General features: G+C 50.3%; 13 protein-coding genes and 1 pseudogene. 2 read left to right on the top strand and 12 right to left on the bottom strand.

The genetic code is table 11. From position 1 onward, the window contains the following. Positions 1-113: 113 nt before the first annotated feature. Positions 114-1,037, bottom strand: coding sequence for an OmpA family protein (locus B5X72_RS03555; protein WP_079715988.1), 924 nt, complete (start codon positions 1,035-1,037; stop codon positions 114-116). 484 nt (positions 1,038-1,521) lie between these two features. On the opposite strand from B5X72_RS03555, the gene rpsA reads away from it, so the two are divergent. Next, complete coding sequence (rpsA, locus tag B5X72_RS03550; protein WP_079715477.1) at positions 1,522-3,465, top strand: 30S ribosomal protein S1; 1,944 nt, start codon at positions 1,522-1,524, stop codon at positions 3,463-3,465. 239 nt (positions 3,466-3,704) lie between these two features. Here rpsA and B5X72_RS03545 read toward each other — a convergent pair whose 3' ends face one another. Then, positions 3,705-5,933 (bottom strand): NADP-dependent isocitrate dehydrogenase, encoded by a 2,229-nt coding sequence (locus tag B5X72_RS03545; RefSeq protein ID WP_079715476.1) that lies wholly within the window; start codon positions 5,931-5,933, stop codon positions 3,705-3,707. 119 nt (positions 5,934-6,052) lie between these two features. Continuing rightward, a complete protein-coding gene (locus B5X72_RS03540) occupies positions 6,053-7,939 on the bottom strand; it encodes a RecQ family ATP-dependent DNA helicase (RefSeq protein WP_079715475.1) in 1,887 nt (628 codons plus the stop codon). Positions 7,940-8,251: 312 nt separating this feature from the next. Here B5X72_RS03540 and B5X72_RS03535 point away from each other — a divergent pair, with 312 nt between their 5' ends. After that, positions 8,252-9,367, top strand: a complete 1,116-nt coding sequence (locus tag B5X72_RS03535; protein ID WP_245826811.1) for an acyloxyacyl hydrolase — start codon at positions 8,252-8,254, stop codon at positions 9,365-9,367. Between the two features lie 13 nt (positions 9,368-9,380). Here B5X72_RS03535 and B5X72_RS03530 read toward each other — a convergent pair whose 3' ends face one another. From B5X72_RS03530 to B5X72_RS03490, 9 genes and pseudogenes are all read right to left on the bottom strand, one after another. Beyond that, positions 9,381-11,501, bottom strand: a complete 2,121-nt coding sequence (locus B5X72_RS03530; RefSeq protein WP_079715473.1) for a ComEC/Rec2 family competence protein — start codon at positions 11,499-11,501, stop codon at positions 9,381-9,383. A gap of 51 nt (positions 11,502-11,552) precedes the next feature. Further along, positions 11,553-12,692 carry a glycerate kinase gene (locus B5X72_RS03525; RefSeq protein WP_079715472.1) on the bottom strand — a complete coding sequence of 380 codons (1,140 nt, stop codon included), beginning with the start codon at positions 12,690-12,692 and terminating at the stop codon, positions 11,553-11,555. Between the two features lie 5 nt (positions 12,693-12,697). Then, a pseudogene (locus B5X72_RS03520) lies at positions 12,698-12,895 on the bottom strand (NAD-binding protein); the annotation flags it as partial. Positions 12,896-13,055: 160 nt separating this feature from the next. After that, on the bottom strand, positions 13,056-14,408 hold the full coding sequence (locus B5X72_RS03515) for a 3-keto-disaccharide hydrolase (protein ID WP_176146087.1): 1,353 nt from the start codon (positions 14,406-14,408) through the stop codon (positions 13,056-13,058). Between the two features lie 31 nt (positions 14,409-14,439). Beyond that, the gene (locus B5X72_RS03510) at positions 14,440-16,671 is read right to left on the bottom strand and encodes an outer membrane protein assembly factor BamB family protein (protein ID WP_079715469.1); all 2,232 of its coding nucleotides are present in this window, start codon (positions 16,669-16,671) and stop codon (positions 14,440-14,442) included. 78 nt (positions 16,672-16,749) lie between these two features. Then, on the bottom strand, positions 16,750-18,453 hold the full coding sequence (locus tag B5X72_RS03505; protein WP_079715468.1) for a RagB/SusD family nutrient uptake outer membrane protein: 1,704 nt from the start codon (positions 18,451-18,453) through the stop codon (positions 16,750-16,752). An 11-nt stretch (positions 18,454-18,464) separates the two neighbouring features. Beyond that, complete coding sequence (locus tag B5X72_RS03500) at positions 18,465-21,908, bottom strand: TonB-dependent receptor (protein ID WP_176146086.1); 3,444 nt, start codon at positions 21,906-21,908, stop codon at positions 18,465-18,467. A 208-nt stretch (positions 21,909-22,116) separates the two neighbouring features. Further along, complete coding sequence (locus B5X72_RS03495; protein WP_079715466.1) at positions 22,117-23,316, bottom strand: FecR family protein; 1,200 nt, start codon at positions 23,314-23,316, stop codon at positions 22,117-22,119. 77 nt (positions 23,317-23,393) lie between these two features. Further along, entirely contained in the window at positions 23,394-24,527 is a 1,134-nt protein-coding gene (locus tag B5X72_RS03490; protein WP_079715465.1) for a Gfo/Idh/MocA family protein, read from the bottom strand.

Raw genomic sequence — 24,527 nt, 5'->3', positions numbered from 1 at the left:
ATTCATGTGATATAAATGTTACAGGCAACAGCTGCAGCAAAAAAAACACAGCCCCGATCAGTGAGCTGTGTTTGCATTCGTTGGTTTTCCAACGATCGAATGACGAATGTAGCCTATTGGCGTATAGGTGATACGGCTGTCGTATCCGACGGTGTGGATTCGCTGCCGGTAGCTGCGCCGTTCTCGGGTGCTTTGTCGATGAGCTCCATGAATTGATCGAGCTTTGGCGTGATAATGATCTGTGTGCGGCGGTTGCGGGTCCTTCCGCTTTCCGTGTCATTGCTTGCAATCGGATTGTACTCACCCCGTCCCGCTGCGGTAAGGCGCTTAGGATCCACACCATAGTCGTTTTGCAAAGCCTGCACGACAGACGAACCACGCAACACACTCAGATCCCAGTTATTGCGGATATTGCGCTGCGAAATCGGCACGTTATCTGTATTACCCTCTACCAACACCTCATAATCGCTGTAGTCCATAATGATCTTGGCTATCTTGCTAAGTGTTTCGCCGGCCCTTTCGGAAATCTCATAGCTTCCTGACTTATACAGCATGTTGTCAGAAAGCGAAATGTAGACCACCCCTTTCAGGACCTGTACGTCCACATCCCGCATTTCTTCACGGCTCAACGAACGTGTCAGCCGATTGGTAAGCACCATATTCAGCGAATCACTCTTATTTTTCGTATTGACCAAATGCTGGATGTACCGGTTGGAAGCATTGATCTCGTCCACCAGCTTAGCAATATTTACATTGCCCTGATTGGATGAAGTAAGACACTGGTTAAGCGCTTCCTGTAGCGACTTCACATTGGCCCGTTCCGAAGCAATCTGGTCTTCCAGACTTGTTACCCTGGTATTCGCGGAAGAAAGCTGCTGCTGCGCCTCTTGGTACCGCCGGTTCAGTTCCTGTTCTTTTGCGCGCATCTCTTCATAGTTCGCTTGCAACGATCGGTATTTTTTATTACTCACACACCCAGGTAAGAGTAATACCATGGCCGCAAAGGCCATTCCTGTGTATATTGACAACTGTCTCATAACATCTCCTTTTTTGTTATTCAACGGATATTATGCCAACTTAATGCCAAAAATACGGTGTTGCCGTCATCGCCTTAGTTCAGTACCGCACATCGCCTACCCCTTCCCTACCGTTCGGTTACTACAGGGGTAAGAAAAGGGTAAAGAAACGGTATGGAATCGGTATAGAATCGGTATGGAATCGGTATAGAAACGGTATGGAAACGGTATAGAAACGGTATAGAAACGGTATAGAAACGGTATGGAAACGGTATGGAAACGGTAAGCCAGCAATAAACAACGGGTAAGGAAGAAGTAAACGAAGGGTAAGCAAATCATAGGCAACGAGTAAGCCAGCAGTAAACAATCGGTAGGCACGGCGCAATCAAATGCCGTCCAAATCCGCCAAAAAAACAGAAAATTAAAATAATAACTCCCTATAAATAAAAGTTTTCGTACCTTTGCAGTCCCGATAAAAATCGGGAAAAAGGAGAAAAATGAATTAATGGCAAAAAAACAAGAAGCAGAAAAGGAACTAGCAGCAAAAAAAGCTGAACTTCAAGACGCTGAGGACACCTTGGTGAAAGAAAAAGAAGACATCGAGTCGGAAGCCGATTCGAAGTTCATTGACGAAATCAAATCGACCACTTGGAACACTCCTGACGATGATTTTGATTGGGATAAGGACGAAAAAGGATTTGGCAACTACAGCGACGAAGAACGCACGAAGTTGGAAAACCTCTACGCCGGCACCTTCAATTCCGTCAACAAGGGGGAAATCGTACAAGGCACCGTTGTATCCATCAATAACAAAGATGTGGTGCTCAATATCGGTTTCAAGTCGGACGGCTTGGTATCCCTTTCTGAATTCCGTGACACCCCTGATTTGAAAGTGGGTGATGTGGTAGACGTATTTGTCGAATCACAGGAAGACGCCAATGGACAGTTGGTACTTTCGCGCAAACGCGCCAAAACCCAGAAATCATGGGAAGAAATTAATGAAGCGCTTGAAAATGACACCATCATTGATGGCTTCGTGAAAAGCCGCACCAAAGGTGGTCTGATTGTAGACATCAAAGGTGTGGAAGCGTTCTTGCCTGGCTCACAGATTGACATTAAACCTATACGCGACTATGATATCTACGTGGGTAAAACCATGGAATTCAAGGTAGTGAAAATCAACCATGAATTTAAGAACGTCGTTGTATCCCATAAAGTACTTATCGAGGACGATTTGGAAAATCAAAAAACCGAAATCGTTTCCAAACTCGAAAAAGGGCAGGTATTGGAAGGTACCGTCAAAAACATCACCGACTTTGGTGTATTCATCGATCTTGGTGGCGTAGACGGCCTCCTGCACATTACCGACATTTCTTGGGGCCGCATCGAGCACCCCAAAGAAGTTTTGCAGCTTGACCAGACCATCAATGTGGTGGTATTGGATTTTGATGACGAAAAGAAACGCATTGCGCTTGGCTTGAAGCAACTGACCGAACATCCTTGGGAATCGTTAGATCCTGCCTTGGAAATAGGTTCTAAGGTAAAAGGCAAGATCGTGACCGTGGCCGATTACGGCGCATTCCTCGAAATCACCCCCGGTGTGGAAGGACTGATTCACGTATCGGAAATGTCTTGGTCGCAAAACCTTCGCAGCCCGCAGGAATTCCTGAAAGTAGGTGACGAAGTGGAAGCCCAAATCCTTACCTTGGATCGCGACGAGCGCAAGATGAGCTTAGGCATCAAGCAATTGACGCCTGATCCTTGGAAAAACATCGCTGACCGCTATCCGATAGGCTCTAAGCAAAAGGCTGTCGTGAAAAACATGACTAACTTTGGCGTGTTTGTGGAGCTTGAAGAAGGTATCGACGGCTTGATTCACATCTCTGACCTTTCTTGGTCGAAGAAGATCAACCATCCAAATGAATTCACCAAAGTCGGTGAAGAACTGGAAGTGGTTGTATTGGAGCTTGACGAGGAAAACCGCAAGTTGAGCCTTGGCCACAAACAATTGGAGGAAAATCCATGGGATACCTTCGAAACCATTTTTACCCTTGATTCTATCCACCAAGGAACCGTCATCAAGGTGGGCGAAAAAGGTAATATCGTGGCATTGCCTTACGGCGTTGAAGGCTTCTGTCCCGCTAAGCACAGCGTGAAGGAAGACGGAAGCGTATTGAAACTGGACGAAACCGCTGATTTCAAGATCATCGAGTTCAACAAGGAAAACAAACGCGTCGTGATCTCACACTCCCGCATCTGGGAAGACCAACGTGCGGAGGCACGGATGGAAGAGTTCAACAACCGTAAGAAAGAGGCAAAAGCAGCGTCTTCTGCTGTGAAGAAAGTGAAAGAATCGGTAGAGAAATCCACACTGGGCGATCTCGATGTTCTGGCACAACTGAAAGAGCAACTGGAAGACGAAGAAAGCGCTAAAAGAGCCAAAAAGTAAGTTGACTGCGTAAGCAAGTTTAACTAACAACTACTCCCGCTGCATAAACGTGCAGCGGGATTTTTTTGCTTAATCGCTCACCGCATGCGCCGATGGGCTGGCCCGCTGTCAGCCTTACAGCTGGTAGGCAGCGCCCCATAAAAGAAAAGCCGTCTCATTGCTTTTGAGACGGCTTCTTTTGATTGGTGCCGTTTCCGGCGCTTGCCTGCTTACTTTGAGGCAAGCAACGAAGACAAGCCCTAACTCCGTGTTACAGACTCGATGATAGCATTGAGCGTAGCGCTCGGCCGCATCGCTTTGCCGGCCAATGCATCATCCGGGAAATAATACCCACCGACATCCTGTGGCTTTCCCTGGGCAGCGATCAATTCTTCATTGATGACACGTTCGTCCGCGGCCAGTCTTTCTGCTACCGGCGCAAACACCGATCGGAGGTCTGCATCCTTATCCTGGGCAGCCAATGCCTGCGCCCAATACAACGCTAAATAAAAGTGCGAACCGCGATTATCTATTTGACCGACCTTACGGGCCGGTGACTTATCATTTTCCAGGAACTTTTCGGTAGCTGTATCCAGCGCCTCTGCCAATACCAGTGCCTTGGCATTTCCTTGGGTCTGCCCGACATGCTCCAGGGAAACCGCCAATGCGAGGAATTCGCCCAAGGAATCCCAGCGCAAGTAGCCCTCCTGGAGAAACTGCTCCACATGCTTTGGCGCCGAACCGCCAGCACCCGTTTCAAACAGCCCCCCGCCGTTCATCAACGGGACGATAGACAGCATCTTGGCAGACGTGCCCAGCTCAAGAATAGGAAACAGATCGGTCAGGTAATCCCGCAGTACATTGCCCGTGACGGAGATGGTGTCCTCGCCCCTACGGATACGTTCCAAAGAGAATTTCGTTGCTTCCACCGGACTTAATATACGGATATCCAACCCGGTCAAGTCATGGTCCTGCAAATACGCATTTACCTTTTCAATAATCTGCCTGTCATGAGCACGGTTTTCGTCAAGCCAGAATACAGCCGGCGTATTGGATAGGCGAGCGCGGTTTACGGCCAGTTTAACCCAATCGCGGATTGGCGCGTCCTTAGTCTGGCACATCCGGAAGATATCACCGGCTTCCACGTCTTGCTTCATCAAGACATTGCCCTCACCATCGGATACCTGAATAACACCTTTAGCAGCAGCTTGGAACGTTTTGTCATGCGATCCATATTCTTCGGCTTTCTGAGCCATTAGTCCCACATTTGACACCGAACCCATTGTCGATGGATCAAACGCACCGTGCTGCTTACAGTTGTCGATCGTAGCGACATATACACCTGCATAAGAGCGGTCCGGGATAAGGGCTATCGTATCCTGCAATTCACCGTTTTTATTCCACATTTTACCGGAGCTGCGGATCATAGCCGGCATGGAAGCGTCTACAATCACATCAGAAGGCACATGTAAGTTGGTGATGCCCTTATCGGAGTTGACCATCGCCAGATCCGGCCCATTTTCCATGGCCTGCGCCAGGGCAGTCTTTATTTCGGCCTCCTGGGGGTGCCCAGCGATTTTTGCATAAACATCACCCAAGCCGTTGCGCGTATCCACTCCCAGTTCGGCAAACAACGCAGCGTATTTGGTGAATACATCAGCAAAATACACTTCGACAATTGCACCAAAGATAATCGGATCGGACACCTTCATCATGGTGGCTTTTAAATGTGCCGACAGCAGTACCCCCGCCTCGTGGGCAGTCTTGATTTCCCTGGCGACAAAATCCTTCAACGCCCGGACACTGAGCCGTGAACAGTCGATGACCTCGCCAGCCAACAGTTTTGTTGGTGCTTTCAGTTGCGTTTTTGTTCCGTCCTCAGCAATGAATTCAATGACAAAAGTCGTATCATTCGGTATGGTGACTGACTGTTCGCTACCATAAAAGTCGCCATCAGCCATGGAAGCTACGCGGGTTTTGGAATCAGCTGTCCAAGCACCCATGGAATGCGGATGTTGCTTGGCATAATTCTTTACGGCCCGTGGTGCCCGGCGGTCCGAGTTCCCTTCACGCAAGACCGGGTTGACGGCCGATCCAAGCACTTTGGCGTATTGGGCCTTGATCGCCTTCTCCTCTTCGGTCTTGGGATCTTCCGGATAATTGGGCACCGCATATCCTTTAGACTGCAATTCAGCGATCGCTGCCTTCAATTGGGGAATTGAGGCGGAAATATTCGGCAGTTTGATAATATTCGCTTCCGGCGTGGTCGCCAACTGGCCGAGTTCAGCCAAGGCGTCACCCGTTTTTTGTTCGTCCTGAAGGTAGTCCGGAAAATTCGCTATGATCCGTCCAGCCAACGAAATATCTTTCTCGACGACCGATATGCCAGCCGTGGCGGTAAAAGCTTTAACAATGGGCAACAATGAATACGTGGCCAACAATGGGGCCTCATCTGTTTTGGTGTAATGAATTTTGGCGTTTTCAGACATATTATGTACGATCAAAAGTTATTGATGCGAAAGGTTATTTGTTCATGAATGGCAACAAACTTAACTAAAATGCTTTGCATTCGCGAACACCTTGTTCAAAAAAACAACCGACGCCCCACTCAACCCAAATAATACTTATCACCGTTGACTTTCAGCGTCCCCTCATCCAACCGTTTACGAATAAATGCCAACCGGGTAGCCTCGCTGCCCGTCTGCATGCTCGTCACAAGTTGATCGATGGTCATGGCGCCATCAGCCAGTACATCAACGAGTTCGGCCATCAGCCGCTGTTCCGCGTCGACTTCCCGTCTGTCGTTCACGCAGCGGTCGCAGCTGCCGCAAGGTGCCGAATTTTGCTCACCAAAATAAGCCAATAACTGCATACTGCGGCAGTTTTTCACATCCAGGTAGCGAAAAACGGCGTCCAGTTGTTCCTGTTTCGTTGCCTTGCGATCACGCAGATACTGGCTATCAACATACAAACGATTATTATCCATCCGGGGCCGCAAAAATTGCAACTGGGGCCCGTCGGTTTGCTGGAGGTAAGTGAGGATCCCAACCTTTTGAAGGTATTCCAGCATTTCGGTGATAGCCTTGACACTTTTACCCATCCTGCGTGCCAGCTCATGTTCACGGATGGGGACAAAATAATCAAATGCGCCTCCGTAACTCCGCAAGATAGTTTTGATGAATCCGTCGTATGCCGCGTTTTCCACCTGGAATCTGTACAAGTCCTGCTGACTGGTCTCTAATTTAACCCGGGAGGGCAGGTATACGTTTTCGCTTACGCTAATCCAGCCATCGCGCTCAAGAAATTTCAAGGCATTGAGCGTCATGATGACATCCAATTTATACCGGCGGCAAAAATCAGCCACATCGAAGTCCAGCATAATTCCTTCTCCCGCTCCATAGGCTAATTGGTAATAATTGCCCAGCTGCTGGTAGACTTGCTTGATAAAATCAATAGCCGGGAAGCTCAGTTCGAAATGCTTACGGAGGCGGTCGCGATCACTTTCATGATGCAGCAACACCGCATACGCCTTCTTCCCATCGCGGCCAGCACGGCCAGCCTCCTGAAAATAAGCCTCCAGTGAATCCGGTATATCCAGGTGGATGACAAAACGCACGTCGGGCTTGTCAATGCCCATACCGAAGGCGTTGGTAGCGACGATGACCCGCGTGGTGTTATTTTTCCATGCTTCCTGCTTGCGCGCACGTTCTTGCGTTTCCAGGCCGGCATGGTAAAAGTCGGCAGACACGCCCTCATGCAGCAAAATACGCGTCACTTCTTGCGTCTCCCGCCGGTTGCGTACGTACACGATACCACTCCCCCCGAGCTTACGGATCACCCGCAACATCCGTCCGATTTTGTCTTCCGCCTCCACGACCATGTAGGCAAGGTTGTCCCGCAAAAAACTTTTCTTCAGCACATTGCGGGCAGTAAACCCCAGTTTCTCCTGGATGTCATCCACGACCCTGGCGGTAGCGGTGGCCGTCAGCGCAAGAAAGGGTACACCCGGATGCAATGACCGCAGCATGGCGATGTTGAGGTAAGCCGGTCTGAAGTCGTAGCCCCACTGCGAGATGCAATGCGCCTCATCTACCGCAAAAAGAACGACGTTCATGTACCGGATTCGCTCCTGCACCAGTTCGCTCGCAAGCCGCTCGGGAGACAGGTAAAGAAATTTGATACGGCCATAGATACAATTATCAAGCGCGATGTCCACCTCCCGTTTCGTCATGCCGGAAAAGATCGCTATGGCTTCAATCCCCTTGGCTTTCAGGTTTTCCACCTGATCTTTCATCAATGCGATAAGTGGCGTAACGACAATACATATGCCCGGTTTGACCATTGCAGGCACCTGGAAACAAATCGATTTGCCGCCACCGGTAGGCATTAACGCCAAGGTGTCACGGCCATCCAGTACAGAACGGATAATCTCTTCCTGTAACGGCCGAAAAGATTCATGTTTCCAGTATCTGCGCAGGATTTCTACACTGTTCATGGCCAATGGGCTTCAACCTCCCAAACATACAAAAATATCCCCAGCTACACATACATGGCGGACACAACACCTGGCGATCACGCGTACTCCGGCAGTCAAATCCAGCACTCAGCGTTAAGAAAGTGTATTTTTAAAGCGAATTTTTAAGCAAAAGTGATACCTTCGCCGAGATAAAAGCGTATTCTACATCCCTTGTATATGCCATCACACTCATCGGCCCTATATCGAATCCATCGTCATTGTCCTTTCTCCCGGTTGCCAAGCATGCTGGCAATAGCCTTCGCTTGTGTCCTTTGGCTAGCGCCGAAGTTTGTGCTATCACAGACTGTCCCCAGGTACGGCCAAACCGACGGATCGTCTTCCGTAGGGGCCACCGAGACCCGACTATCGAATATCCTAATCCAATTGGAAGTGGAAAACGGCGGGATGTTGTATAAAAATGATCGCATCCGAGAAGAACTCGGCGACATCTATTACAACGGGGTCAATCTTAAAATCGGCTGGCAAACCGAGCGGGGCTCGGACGCATATCATCAATTGTATAACTATCCGGTGTACGGTATCGGATTATATTCCAGCACGTTCCGGAAGTCCGAAATCGGCACGCCGAATGCACTGTATGGCTTTGTTGCGATCCCCATAAAACCCGGCCGGTTCAGCCGGTGGGATTTCAACTACCGGATATCCTTGGGCTTGGCCAGTAATTTCGAACCTTATGATGAAGATAACAATCCATTCAACGAACTCCTGGGCACACATAGGAATGTATTTATCGATCTCGGCGTCCAGGCTAACTACAAATTAAGCAGCCGTTTTCAAATCGGGGCGGGATTTGCCTTCCATCATTTTTCAAACGGTTCCATAAAAAAACCAAACTCCGGAATAAACTTAGTCCCGCTTACGGTAGCGCTGACTTACCTGCCAGCGCAGACACAGTTTGATTTCAGCAAAGATTCCGTGCTCGCGCTTGAAACATCAGACGGATTTGACTTTTATTACGCCGTCGGCATCAAACAACTCGACCAGGGCAGCCGGCGATACTTCAAATCGACGTTGGGATTATTCTGGACCCACCCATTGCATTATAAATGGCGGTTGGGCCTGGGTGCCAATATCTTTTACTCGGATTCCGGACGAGACCTTGAAAAAGCAGGAGCCGATGCTTCCACGTTCGGTGCATTGTTTTCGGGTGGTCCGGCCGTTAGTATTGACCATCTGCTTACCAGCAGGCTCTATCTCAACGGCAATGTTGGTTGGTACGTGCACCGCAATCGATTTAACGGCGAAACGGACCCGTTTTTTTTACGGATCGGCGTACGTTATAAGGTACTTGGCAATTCCTACATGGGTGTCTCCATCAAGGCACACAAAGGTGTGGCCGACTTCGTGGAATGGACCATTGGCTACACATTGCCACGCAAAAAATAACGAAGCCTGGTTGTCATCCCTCGCCATCGCGTTGGCTATACGCAAAATTATTTTTCAATACGTACACGGGGATACCTACTTTTTCGGCGGCTCCCTTCAGGCGCCTAATGGTCGAGTCGCTATTGGATCCGTCCAACAGCAATCGCTTACAGCTGACAATTTCCGTTAGTTTTTCCCATGCGATTCGCGGATTGTTTCGCAGAAGCAGTATATCAACGTGTACATGGCCCGTATACCGTTCGCTACCATCGTATACCATGAGCCTTAAATTGCCAAATTGAATAATCGATTCCTTTATGTATAGTTGTTGACCACGATAGCTACTGTCCTGCGGTACAAAGCCGATGGCCGGCATAGGCACATGTGCTTCCAGTTTTGGCAGCGCCGAATAACGGATCGTCCGATCATCCATCGCCGGTCGATCGCTGTATATCCACGCTTCTCCCTTGCTGACCAAGCCGATGACCATATCCCGCCCGACGTTGAAAATGGTCACTTCCCTCCCATGCGACCCTTGGATGATCGCCGAAAATGCGGAAAACGCCAGAAGCAGACAGCAAGCCAACATCCCATAGACCAGGCGCTTACTCCGCATCACGAAGGCAAGGACTGCGGTAAGCAGGGAGAAATAAATCAAGAGGCTTTGCCACCACGTCATCCAGATCCCACGTATACTGGCCATCGGCAACGACTCGATATCGCTGAGCAAACGATTGACCATTAAGATTAGCGTTTCCAACACTGCGCCGGTCCATGCGGCCAACGGCCCCGCCGGCAACAACAGGAGAGCGAACCCTAAATACATAATCCCGCTTGCCGGCAATACAACGAGCAGATTTGCAGGCAGAAAATAAAGCGGAAACTGATGAAAGTAATAGGTAGCCAGGGGCCCGGCACCTGTTTGGGCAGCGATCGATAGCCACGTATAACTCAGCACCGGCCTTGCAAAACGATTGGCCACGGGGAACGCCGCTTGCAGAACGGGGTACAGGAAAACAATACCCAGCACCGCCAGATACGAAAGTTGGAAGCCAACGTCCGCAATAAACTTAGGATGGTATAGCAATAGAAAAAACGCCGAAGCGGCGATGCTGTTATACACACGGTTTCGCTGCCCCAAGGCCATGGCAGCCATGACAAAACTTGTCATCATGGCGGCCCGTAATACAGACGGCGAAAACCCGGTAAGCAATGCATATCCCCATATTGCCGTCAACAACAGCATAAACTTAGCGATTCGAAGGCCTTTGTTGCGATTCATCCACCAAAACAGCTTAGAAAACAGCCAGAACACAATGACCACATGCATGCCCGATACGCTCAGGACATGGATAGTGCCCGTGTTGGAAAATGCCTGGAGCAACGTTTCGCTCAAATCCGCGCGGTATCCCAAAATCAACGTAGACGCTACAGACAACGCATCTTCATGGGCGATATGCCGGGAAAACTTGCCGACCATGCGCTGCCGTACAGCGAGCGCTTGAGCCACGAGGGGATTCCCCTTGTCTGTCCCGATTTTTTTTGTCTCATCCGCTTGCAAGTAAGCCTGATGCCATATGTCCTTATTTGCCAAATATCGCTGATAATTCAATTCGCCGGGATTGTAAGGCGGTGGCACTTCGCGGTACACCGCGGGGATGACCAGTTCATCACCATATCGAAGCATCGGTACGGATAAGGTATCCTGTATACGTATCGTCAGCATCAGTTTTCCGGAAACATCCACCAGCCCATCCTCGCCATATACTCGGGTAACTGCAAGCGGAAAGCGCAAATGCTCACCCCGCATGAGCGGCTCATCCGCTATATAGCCGACCAGCGCCTTCGATTCATAACGACTAAAATGCGACCGATCGATTTCAGGGTCGGAATGCCAAGATTGAATAAAACCAATCACCGCCAAGGCCGACAACGCCAAACAGCCCATTGTGGCATAATGACCGTATTGCCGCAGCTTGGTAAAGCACATGAAGCAGACGAAACTTGCCGCCAGGATCACTAACATCATCCATGCGGCGATATACAGCGGTTGTTGTGGTGTAATCGCGTATCCGACTGCGATGCCTGCCAGCAATGCCAGCAAAAAACGCACAAAAGGGATATGGCCCCGATATATCCGGCTTAGTTGTTTCATGGCGTCGGCTGTTTCCGTCGGCGCTAATTTAAAAATTATCCCGGTATACTGTCATTTAGCGTTGAGCGCTGACAGGAGATTCCCGATTTGCAAGGCTACCCGTTCAAGGTTTTCGGCGGTCGCCTGCAATGCATTTTCCAATGGCATCGGTCCGTTTCCGATGGCCAATATCAAGTCAAAATAATCCTCTAGCCCCGTCAGCCGATCCATAGGAACCTTTCCGGCAAGGCCGATAACCGGCTTTTTCATTTCCTTTGCCTGCAATGCAACCCCGTACGGACCTTTTCCGTATAATGTTTGCCCATCAAGGCTCCCTTCGCCCGTAATCACTAAATCACTCTCCTCCAAAGACTTTAAGAAATCTGTGAGTTGAAGAAAATAATCGATACCATTCACCAGACGAGCATCCAATAAACCAAACAACCCCGCACTTGCACCACCCGCTACCCCCCCGGAGGTAATGGAGGTGATATCGCGCCCGGATTGGTCCAGTACCACCTGCGCATAATGCGCTAAAATCTCCTCCAATTGTGCTACGTCGGCGGGTGAAGCACCTTTCTGCGGCCCGAAAACATGCGCAGCGCCATCTCGCCCAAGCAATGGATTTGCGACATCGCAAAGAATATCAATCGTACACGAAGCCAGCCGTTTGTCCAATCCCGAGGCGTCTATGGCATGTAGATGCGCCAAGCCCGACGGGAGCGCCGTGATTTCTTTTCCCTGCCGGTCCAAAAACCGGACGCCAAGGGCAGACAGGATGCCGCTGCCTCCATCAACCGTCGCAGACCCGCCCATGCCAAGGATGATTTTTTTTACCCCTTTCGCCAACGCGGCAGTCATGAGTTGGCCCGTGCCATAGGAACTTGCCCGGAGCGGCGCCAACTCTTCCGGCTTGAGCAGATGTAATCCCGAAGAATCCGCCATTTCTATTACTGCCGTTTGCCTGTCATGTATCAGGCCATAGCTTGCTTCGACTGGTCGGCCCAATGGATCAGCAACCCGGGTTTTGACCACCTCACCATGTAGTTTATCGATAATCAACCGGCAAGTCCCATTCCCCCCATCACCAATCGGAAAACACTCACATGTACAGGAGAGCCTGCTCGCCAACAGGCCGCTCCGAATGCATGCCGCGGCTTTAGGAGCGTCGAGGGCATGTTTAAACGCATTTGGTGCGATCAGAATATGCATTTCTATCAATCTGTTATTCCAGCGAGCCGCTCCGTCAACAGCGCAAGCGCACTGTGGTCTAAATCACCTCCGCCCGCAGCAATTGCTGCATCCATATAAGCTGCTACTTGGGAAGCTCCATATAACGGCGTAGCCAGCTCCTTTCCCGTTTGTAAAACAATATCCATGTCCTTCCGGTGTAACCGAAGCCTGAATCCAGCTTCAAAAGTACGATTTTATGTTGCAACTACGTGTAAAGCTAAAACACGCCACGATTTGCGATAAGAAGTCCGGGCCTGGAAAGATGCTGCTGCTAACGCGTCTAACCCTATGCCCGAAACTTCCTTATTGCCATAACTATTGCTGATGCTTTGACGGTATGTATTAATTTAATTTTCTCACCTTAAGGCTGCGATAGGCTACGCCGCTTCGCAAGGCAATGGTTGTACCGTCGGTTAATTGATCGCTCAAGCTGTCCAGATCATATTCCAAAACTAAATATCCATTCAGCCAGTGTTCCACCCTTCTGTCGGGAAAGACTCGAACGACGGCTTGATTCCAGTGGTTGGGCTTTTTGGTAAACCACCAGTGCTTCGTAGACGGCAGCAGGCCGTACAACGCGCCTAGTGAACGGGTCGTATCCAGCGAAGCTCCATCGCCATCGTGCCTGATATGATATTGCAGCGCATTGCTCCCATCCTCAACCACCGACTGGGAATCAGCCAAGTAGATCAGCCCTCCCTCGCCGTGTTCATCGTATTTAAAGTCAAAGGTCAACTCAAACGCCGTGTAAGGGAGGTCCATCGTGATTGGCGTATCGAAACGAAACACACAGGTATCTTGTTGGCCTGCCAAACACCCGGCCGCATGTTTCCCTTCCTGTCGTTGGTCCAACGTCTCGCCCGACGCTTTCCGCCATTTACCCGCGGAATGCCCATCCCACAACAAGACGACGCCGTTTTTTTCCTCTTGCGCAGAAAGCTGGTTGGGGAGGTAGTTTACCACGTAAATATCATCCAATGGAGCCGGGGTAAAGTCAGCTCGCTTTATCCGGATATTCCGAAACCTGACCTGGTAGTCTCCTTCCGGATCGTTCGCTTGGTTGGCGTGCAGTTGAAGGCCGATAAATCCCCTCGGGAAACGGTCATCGATCAAGTGTGCCGCAGGCACGCCGTTGATCCAAGTCCTGATCCTCGCCCCGACACATTCAATCCGATATTTATTCCACTGGTAACCATCGACATTGTCCAGCTTGAATGCATCTTTCGCCGCCTGCGTCAACAAGAACCCGCTGTATAACCAATGTCTGTCACCTCCCTCCTCGTAAATCGCGCCGCTCCACTGCTGCGGTTTGGGATCGACTTCCATCTGATAGCCATGCACGCGGCCGTTTTGATAAGCCGGATAACTCCGGTTCCGGAACTGGACTCCTGAATTGTTCATGAGCGTATCGATAGAGACTTCCAATTCCAGCACGAAGTCGCTATACTCATCTTCGGTGCATAAAAAGCCGTTGGGCTGGTCTGCTACCGTCGTGCCGACGATCATGCCGTCGCGTACCTCCCAACGGTGCTTGCCATTCAGTTGTCTCCAGCCAGACAAGTCCTTACCGTTGAAGAGTATCTCCCAAGAGTCATCATCCGGGGACTGCGCGACACCGTTTGATAACGAGGCCAAAAGCAGCACGCCAACAATTGTGCTGACATGCCATAATTTACCGATAATTTTAGCTTTCATGATCTTGCAATAATTTGTGTTATACATCTGATTAATCCGGAAGGGCAAATGCAACGTACTTATCTCCTGACTTTGTCCGCTGTTTACCTCCTCCTCCGCAAGCGATCACCACGTACTGTTTGTTGTTGATGGCATACACGGCTGGCGTCGCAATGCCCGCCGCCGGCAAATCCGCTTCCCAAAGCAATGCTCCGGTCTGCTTGTTGAACGCACGGATTTTCTCATCCCTAGTTGCGGCGATGAACACCAGCCCGCCGGCGGTAACGACAGGCCCGCCGAAGTTTTCGCTGCCGGCTGCTATACCCTTAGCCTTTAGTTCGGGGTAATCGCCTAAAGGAACTTTCCACTCGGTCTCGCCCGTGCTCAGGTTGATCGCAGACAGGTGTCCCCAAGGAGGAGCTACTGCCGGATATCCCTCAGGTGTAAGGAATTTCATTCCCGTGACGCGATAGGGACTGGTCAGGTATTCCGGCACCTTTTCCGCTTGTGACCGCACATAACGCTCTTTCTGCCTGTCCTCCAAGTTCAGGACATAGGAGGCAATGGCCGTGCGCTGCTCGTTGCTCAGGTGGCTAAATGCAGGCATCGTGTTCCGGCCTGTCGCAATCAAACTTTTAAACGATTCTTCATCGAAAGGAAGATTTTTCAGCGAGGGGTAGGTCGCCAGGGAGGGATTGGTTTCCCCCCCACCCAAATCCGCCCCATGGCAGCTGCTGCACTGTTGCCGATACAACAGCATCCCCACTTCCTTGTTTGTTTGATAGACGGAACCAAAGTCAAAGCCTTGCGGGTTGGGTTCATCTTCCACCTTGACCATCTGCATGATCCAAGGCGACTCGTTTGCATTCAGGTACATCACCCCCGTCTCAGGATCGTACGCCGGCCCGCCCCACTCTGCCCCGCCATTCCACCCCGGGTTCTGGAGTGTGCCCTGCAGGGATGGCGGATTGAACATGTTATCGGTCTTGAGCGAACGGAACCGTTGCAAGATCTGTTGATAGGACGTATCGGGCAACCCTGCTTTGAACAGATCGGCTTCGGTCAGCACCTGCCGTACAAACGGTTTGTAAAAGGTAGGTACAGGCTGGGTCGGAGACGATTTCTCATTCACAAGGTCCGATTGAGGAACCGGCACTTCGTCAACAGGGTAAATCGGTTCGCCTGTATCCCTGTCTAACACGAAAATAAAGCCCTGTTTCGTGACCTGTACGACGACGTCGATCTCATTTCCATCTTTCTTTACATGCGCTAAAATCGGATGCGAAGCATGATCCCAATCCCACAGATCGTGATGTACGGTCTGATAATGCCAAACCAGCTTCCCGGTGCGGGCATCCAATGCCAGTACACAGTTCGCAAAAAGATTGTCTCCCCCACGGTAAGCGCCGTAAAAATCGGGCGTCGCAGAACCCGTCCCCGCAAAGACAATCCCCCGTTCCTTATCCAGGCTGAACCCGCCCCAGACGTTCGCGCCGCCCGCATACTTATACGCCTTCGGGTTATCCCAGGTTTCGTACCCTTTCTCCCCGGGATGCGGGATCGTGTGAAATATCCACCTCCGCTCCCCTGTATGTACGTCATACGCCCGGATATGCCCCGGCAGGGATTGCGCCGCTTCGGACAACCTGGAGCCCACGATGATCAGGTCTTCGAAAATGATTCCCGGACTGGTATTGGATATGTGCAAGTCATGCGCATTCTCAACATCAAGATCATCATGAAGGTCGATCATGCCATTTGTTCCGAAAGAGGGGATGAGCTTTCCGGTATTGGCATCCACGCAATGCAAGGTGTGTCCGCCACCCGGTGAATAGAGTATTCTTCTATCATCTTTTCCTCCGTCATAGAATGCCAATCCGCGCGATATTTTGGTGGAAGCCGCAAATGGCCCCCTTCCGATATTGGCGCCCTGAACCGGTATTTCACCGGGATCGAATGTCCATAATTCCTCCCCCGTTGCTGCATCCAAGGCGAACAGCTTAAGTTGGGGATTTAGTCCGTACAACACGCCATCCACGATAATCGGATTGGTTTTCATGTCGGTCGTATTGGTTTCGGAAGCCTCACCGGAGGCATACTCCCAAGCAACTTCCAAGCGTGCGACATTACTGGTGTCGATTTGGCGCAAGGCAACATATTTTATATTTTCTTCATTTCCTCCGTACACCTGCCATGTCCGGTATCCGTCCTGTCCTGTGTCACATGCCCAAAGCATGACAACCGCCACCGCTGCCGGCAGCCATCTATTACGAAAAAACAACATTTATATACGTGTTTGTGTATTCAAAGAACAGCATTTCCACACCTGTAGACTCCGGTGCAGAAATGCCTTGTTACATCATCAATAACCTGGATTCTGGACAAGCACCGGCACGCCATCTTTCACCGACAGATCAATCTCTCGTTGCGGGACCGGCCAGATTTCATTTTGTCCGACCGTGAAGTGCCTTCCCTGATAATAACTCATGCGGGTCGATTCTACCTGCATAAAATTGTTCAACACCGGGCCTGCGACTCCCCAACGAACCAAGTCATAGAAACGGTAGCCCTCCATTGCCAACTCCATGCGGTGTTCGTGCCTGATTGCTTTCCTTGCATATTCTTTCGTCGGAAAAGCAACCGGATAAGGCTCGACTTTGTAATTGGCCGCAGGGGTCCCATCGTCAAACGAGACGACGTTGGATTGCTTTGCCCGGTTCCTCAGCAGGTTGGTCAATTCTGTTGCGCGGGCCAACGACCCGATCTCGGCCTCGCACTCAGCCAGCCAAAGGATGACGTGGCTCAACTTGAATTTCCGGTAGTTGTTTGCATTCGAAAACGTTCGACCGGTTGCACCGGAATTTGACCCCCGCTCAGCCAACAGAAACATCTGTTTCTTGGTGATGTATGGCCCGCCATTTGTCGGGTCGCGGATCCAGGCATGTCCCAACTGTACTCCCCAGTCCAGAAAAGGCACCCCGGGTCTGCCCACCGTATGATCCAGCCTTGGGTCTACCGGCTCCGTGTAAAGCACGCTTGCCCCGGTAGTCGAGTACGGCAGTATATCGTCTGGAGTATAGGTGTCATCCAATAGCGGCAGGCCATTGTCTCCCACTCGAAACGCGCTGACGAGGTTATGAGAAGGTTGGAGAAAGCCGCTTCCCCCCATAAACGTCATGCCGATAATGCTATTTCCCGGCCCTGCATTCGGGCTGCCGGTGTACTGTCCAAGCTGGAATCCGTCATTCACGGCATACTGCACCTCAAAAATGGACTCTTCATTATTTACGTATGCCGTTCGGTAATTTTGCTCGTAACTGGGCATTAAACTGAAGCCACCGTTCTCATACACATCCAACAGCAGCGGCCTTGCTTCCGCGTGTTCGTTTTGCAACATATGGATGTACGCCTTATAGGTAATGGCCGCCCACTTGGTTGCCCGTCCCTTGTCCGTCCAACGGTGGGGCAGGTGGTCGCTGGCAAACTGCAAATCGGCTTCTATTTCATTCCATATCGGACGATCATTGGGGACTTCCCCCGGATTTTCCGTATTTTCATCGATGTATGGCACGTTCCCGTGTACGCGCACCAGTTCAACGTAGAAATGCGCCCGCAGGAACCGGGCTTGCGCTTCAATTTGGCGCCTTTCCGTCTCCGCGATGTCTTGCACCCGGGGAAGCACCTGAAGGATGACATTCGCACGCTGCACGCCGTCGAAAAGAGTCGTCCAATGATCGGTTACATAAACGTTTGTGGCCTCAACAAAAAAGCCTTCGATCGCATTGATGGGGTTCTGATCGCCCGACACACTTCCTTTATAAGCATTGTCAGACGCTACCTCCCCCCAGACCCAATTGGATTCTGCAGAAGCCCAGCCATCGCCAAGTTTGCCGTTCACTCCATCGACGGCCGCATAGGCCCCCAGCAACAGGGCTTCCACACCTGTCTTTGATGATAAGTCATCGATACTGGCTTGCCCCTTGGGTTTGATCTCAAAAAAACTATCGGAACAAGAAAAAAATATCGATATACACAGCGCATAGCTATATCTAAACCACTTTTTCATTTTTTCTTTCGTTAAAAGTTCATGTTAATTCCAAAAGTGAACATACGGGGTGTCGGATAAACGGTTGAATCGACACCAAGGTTTGAATCATTACCGGAACTTAGTTCGGGATCCAAACCAGAATATTCCGTGACGGTAAACAAGTTTGTCGCTTGCAAGAAAATACGCAGTGAGGAAGCTCTCAGTTTTGATAGTGCCCCATCTGGAACATTAAAACCAAGCTGCACATCCTTAAGCCTAAAATAGGAACCGTCCTCGACGAAGAACGTTGAGGGCCGCTGCAAGATTGCATCGTTATTGGTAGTGATCGGAAGGGTAATTCTTTCTCCATTTGCATACCGCTCTGGCGTCCAGGACTCATACAAGCGAGACTTCAGGTAGTTGCCGTCATTCCGATTAAACAGGATTGTGCGCTTGGCAAAATTTGCGATGTCGTTTCCTTGGCTTCCCTGAAAGAAGATCGTCAGATCCACCAACCCTTTGTATTGCGCGTACAGGTTTATGCCATACGTAAAATCCGGGTGGGGGCTTCCGATGATGGTTCGGTCGTCTTGGTTGACCACACCGTCGTTGTTCACATCTTTATACTTAAACACACCAAGTTTGCTGTACGTGTCGATCCCGTCAAGGTTCGGATTGAATTTCGGGTGTGCGTCTATCTCTTCCTGCGTGTTGAAAAAACCTTCGACCACGTAACCATAATGAGATGAGATCGGTATGCCTGCCTGCGTGATGGTGTAATAGTCGTTTTGCAACTGACTTCCATACCGGATTTCATTCGGGTTGCCGTTCAGGTTGATCGCTTTGTTTTTATAATGCGATAGGTTTGCGCTCGCATTGAAGTGCCAGGTTTCTCCGATATCATGCCGGTAAGCAACCATCAGGTCAAAACCTGAATTCTTCATTTCGCCGACATTGATGGAGGCCAACTCCAGTGCACCCCATGTAGCAGGGCGGGTATCGGGATAGAGCATATCGGTGGTCCTTCGGGTAAACACATCGAAATTGACTTCCAACTTCCGGTTGAACATCATCAAGTCAACTCCGGCATTTGTGGTCGTATTTGTTTCCCATCTCCCTTGAAGATTTCCAAGCCTAAAGGGAGCGATTCCGGCTTCCGACCGGTTCCTGCTGGAACCCGAAATGTTGTAGTACGATTCAAATCCGTGCGAGCGGAACGTACTATAGGCATTGTAGTTGCCGACGTTGTCGTTGCCATTCTGCCCCCAACCCACGCGCAGTTTCAGATCGTCTATAAAACTCACTTCCCCAAGGTCCTCAAGCGCGCGCCAGCCCGCCGACAGCGCCGGGAAGGTACCCCATCGGTTTGCCTTGGTAAATCTGGATGACCCGTCCCGGCGTACCACGGCCTCCAGTAGGTATTTACCATTATAGTTGTAATTTAGCCTGCTGAAGTAGGAAAAAAGGGACCAACTATCGAAATTTCCGGCGTTGATAAAATTCTCTTCACCTGCATCCAGGATCATGAAATCCTCATCTTCAAATGCGTATGAAGATCTTCCAGCGTTGAACAATTCAGTGGTGTGCTTGATGGCTTCCGTACCGATCAATAAATCAAAATGATGATTATCACCCAAAATTTTACTAAAAGTCAATGTGTTAGACCAATTAAACTGAAACCCGCTGAGATGCGTTTCCAGGATGCCGTTATTCAGGTTGGTCTGCGTAAATTCCGGGTTTCTCAACGTATAGACCTTGGCTTTGTTGTTGTTGAGATCGGTCCCGAAAGTTGACCTAAAAGATAAGTCCTTCGTAAAATTCGCTTGTGCATAGACATTTCCCAAAATACGAGTTTCTCGCGAATAGTTGTTTTTCCCCCTTATCAACTGGGCAACCGGATTATGCCCGTTCCCGGTTCCCGGGGATTTGGTTCCCGCAAAATTGCCCTTGATGTCATAAACCGGCAAAATAGGGTGGGCATTCATTGCGCTAGTAATTGCCGCCGTTACATCGCCGTCTCTCAGTCCATTTTGATCAGAATAAGATACACCCAGATTCTGACCGATTTCCAACCAATTAGTAATCTTAAAACTTGAATTGGATCGAACACTATAACGCCTGAATCCGGTTTCCCGAACGATACCCCGTTGGTCTAACAAACCACTGGAAATAAAATAACTACTATTTTCACCGCCTCCCCGCACAGAGAAGTTATACTCTTGAATGCTTGCCGTATTAAATATCTCATCAAGCCAGTCCGTCCCCGCTTTATTGGCTTTTGTTATTCCGTAGTAGGGAGACGGATAGCTATACAAATTCTCATCCACCTCTCCGATCTTTCCGGCTTGGGGAAACGTGTAGTCAGGTATCACGGGGTCGGGCCCGTAACCGTACTGCAAGTCTCCCCAACCCGCACTCTCCGGTGTCAGTCCGTCGTTGATCTTTTCCTGCCACTTCTTCTCACCCAATTCCTGCGAATTCAGCAAATCGAGCTTATTCATCGGATTCTGCAGCCCATATCTTCCGCTGAAGTCCAACTTTAGCTTGCCTCCCTTGCCACTTTTCGTCGTGATCACAATGACGCCATTTGCAGCCCTCGACCCGTATATAGCCGATGACGAAGCATCTTTCAATACGGTCATCGTTTCGATATCGTTTGGATTTATGGCATTCAGTCCGCCACTTATCGGCACGCCGTCTACAACATATAACGGGTTGTTGTTATTGATGGATCCGATTCCGCGCACCCGAACTGTTGCACTGCCACCCGGCGAATTGTTATTGGTAACGGTAACGCCGGACACCCTTCCTTGCAACCTGGATGCGGCGTCGCCGGCGGGAGCAAGCCCAAGCTGTTCTTCACTGACGGCCGAAACCGCACCGGTTAGTGTACTTTTATTCTGGGTTCCATACCCCACCACAACAACCTCTTCCAAGTCACTGATCTCCTCCCTCAACGACACATTTATTACATCACCCGAAGACGAATCGGCCTCATATCGGGCATAGCCGACAATTGTGAACACTATGGTCCCAACTTCCGACGGCAGTACCAATCGATAGGTGCCCTCGTTGTCTGTTGTCGTGGCGATTGCCGTTCCCATTACGGACACGGTCACCCCTTCGAGGGGAGTCCCGTTTGTATCCGTGACACGCCCGGTAACCGTGCGCTGTGTGGTTATCTCCGGCTTGGCGACGGGCGAGGATTGCTTGGATATGATGATGTTCTTTTGATTAATCACGAACTTCAATGACAATCCTTCCAAACACTGTTTAAGGGCTTCTTCTACCGGCACATTTTTCAGTGTTAAGGAAATGGGAGGTGCTTCCAGCACCGCTTCGGCGTCATACAGGAAATGGTATCCCGTTTGTCGTTTGATTTCTTTCAACACCGTCGCCAAAGAGGCATTTCGTTGGTTCAGTGTCACATGCTGCCCAATTGCGAAGACACTCATGTGCATACTGACAACCAGCCACATCAAAGACAAACGCATAACGATCGACGAATTAAGTAAATTGGTTAGCCTATCGCCACAAATTGTGGCAAGCTTTTCATACATTTGCATCATAAAGGGTTTATTAAGACTGTTGGTTAATCACGTTTACTTTTTGATAGGCCCGACTCAGCCCCAAGGGTGAGGAAATCTTTAGCCGGAAGCGTTGCCTCGCTTCCGGCTTTTTCTTTTCGGGCGCGACACCGGGCTATTTCATGACCACGATCACACCTCCTTTCATTTTGTAATGCAACAGGCCTGTCGCCTGAAGCGCGTCCATCATTTGCTCAACTTGGTCAAAACGAGGAATGCTACCCCCGATACGTTTACCCGCCATGCCATCGAGGTATTCCACTTCAACGTCATACCATCTGCTCACTGCCTTCATCACTTCGCTTATCTCCTCGTTGTTGAAGACAAACAGGTTGTCTCTCCAAGCGACAACTTCTTCGGTATCGACCGGGCTAACCGAGATACCGCTTCCTCCTTTTTTTGTAACAGCCTGCTGACCCGGCTTAAGTACCGTGGATCGGCGATTCGTAGGTGCCGATGCGTCTTGATTTTCGACAGCCGATACACGCACCTGCCCTTCCAACAACGTCGTGCTTGATCGTTCGTCATCTTCATAGGCACTGACGTTAAAATGAGTACCCAAAACCTCGATTTCCTGCATACCTGTCTTTACAACGAACGGCCAATCCATTGCTTTTTCCACTTCGAAATAGGCCTCCCCGATGACGCTTACTTCCCGTTTATGTCTGTCAAAACGTACCGGATATACCAATTCAGTCGCTGCATTTACCCATATCTCCGAACCATCCTGCAACAAGACATGGTATTGGTGCCCCTTCGGAGTGATGATGCGGTGTTTACGCAGTTGCCCATCCTCATTCGCCGGTTTTCCCTCGTAACTGAGCGTAAGACCGTCAAATTTGACCAGAGTACCATCCTCCACGGCAAGTACGCCGTTGACCGCTTGGCCCAAATCGATGATCTTTCCATCTGACAATTGCAATATCGGTCTTTCCGTCGGTGCCGAAGTGACCGTTCGCGTGATTTCCGCAATAAGTGGGGTTGAGTTCTTATCGCCACTCCCGCCGATATCCGCAAAAAACCAACCGCCGGCGATCACCAAAACGGCCGCAGCACTATACCACCAGTAATTACGCCACCGGCGACGGCGGTGGCCAAACCGCGGATGCTGCACAATCCGTTGATATAAAATTTCCGAATCTGTCGGGACATCCATGTCGGCGGGGGTACTTTCTAATAACTCCTGCAACAGGTCATCCAAATCATCGCCTTTTCGATACCTAGCCACATGATCCAACAGTGTCTCCATGTCGGTCGCAGTAATCGTTCCGTTGGCGTAATCAACCAACAGTTGTCGCAGTCTATATCGTTCCATTTTGCAAGTTAATCAACAGCTGTATCCAACCCATTCGCTAGCACGGACAACCCGGGAGTCATCAGACCGTGTGCTTGTCATCGCTTTTCTAAGGTAAAGTCGGGCAAACGAATGACTTCCCCACCGTTCAGTGCAGATTCGTGTGCCAGAATGCCCACACAGGTGATATTGGCTGACTGCCGCACATTCGGAAACGGTTGGCGGCCCGCTGCGACCGCACTGACAAATTCATGTACCAAATGCGGATGAGACCCACCGTGTCCGGAACCTTGGGTAAAGGAAAGATGCTGGTTGTCCGATTCATCATACACCCCACCCAACGTAAAATGCCGGATCGGTTCTGGCAACAGGTGTGCATAGTCGGGGCAGCGCACTTCCCCCGGGATTTCGGGCTCGGGTTTCTTGGCGGTATGTACCACCAAGAGCCCACCCTCCATCAACGGCCATTCGACCGATTTCTTAGAACCATACACTTCAACGCTTTCTCTATATTGACGCGCGGTGTCAAACAGGGACCGATACACGTGGGCACTTAAATCCGAATCCCGGAACTTGATATGAGCGGTTTCCACCGCGAACGGCGAGTTATAGTGGCGCTGGAGTTCTTCCCGGATGCTCCCCGAGCCGAAGCAAGACACATACTCCGCTTCGCTCCGTGCCAGTCCCAGTACTGGCCCCACACAATGTGTCGCATAATGCATGGGCGGCAATCCCGGCCAGTAGTCCGGCCAGCCGTCCATATCCTGTTGGTGGCTGGCTTTCAAGAACTGAAGCTTTCCCAGCTCCCCGCGCTCATACAATTCTTTCATAAAAAGGAACTCACGCGCATACACCACGGTCTCCATCATCATATAGGTCAGACCCGTTTCTTCCACTGCCTCAACTAATTGCCGGCATTCCTCCACTGTCGTGGCCATCGGTACGGTACAGGCTACGTGCTTACCTGCCCGCAACGCCTTCAACGATTGCTCGGCGTGGTTGGGTATCGGCGTGTTGATGTGCACCGCATCTACCTGATCGTCTTTTAAGAGTTCACCATAGTCCCGATACTGCTTTTCGATTCCGAATGCATCGCCTATTTCGTTCAATTTTATTTCGTTCCGCTGACAGATGGCATAAATGTTTGCCGCTGGATGCTGCTGGTAGATCGGAATGAACTCCGCCCCAAAACCCAAACCGACAATGGCCACATTGATTTGTTTATTGTTCAT

This window comes from Parapedobacter luteus (assembly GCF_900168055.1).
Classification (GTDB): Bacteria; Bacteroidota; Bacteroidia; order Sphingobacteriales; family Sphingobacteriaceae; genus Parapedobacter; species Parapedobacter luteus.
The sequence above is the reverse complement of the archived record's forward strand: the minus strand, read 5'-3'. Positions and strand labels throughout refer to the sequence as shown.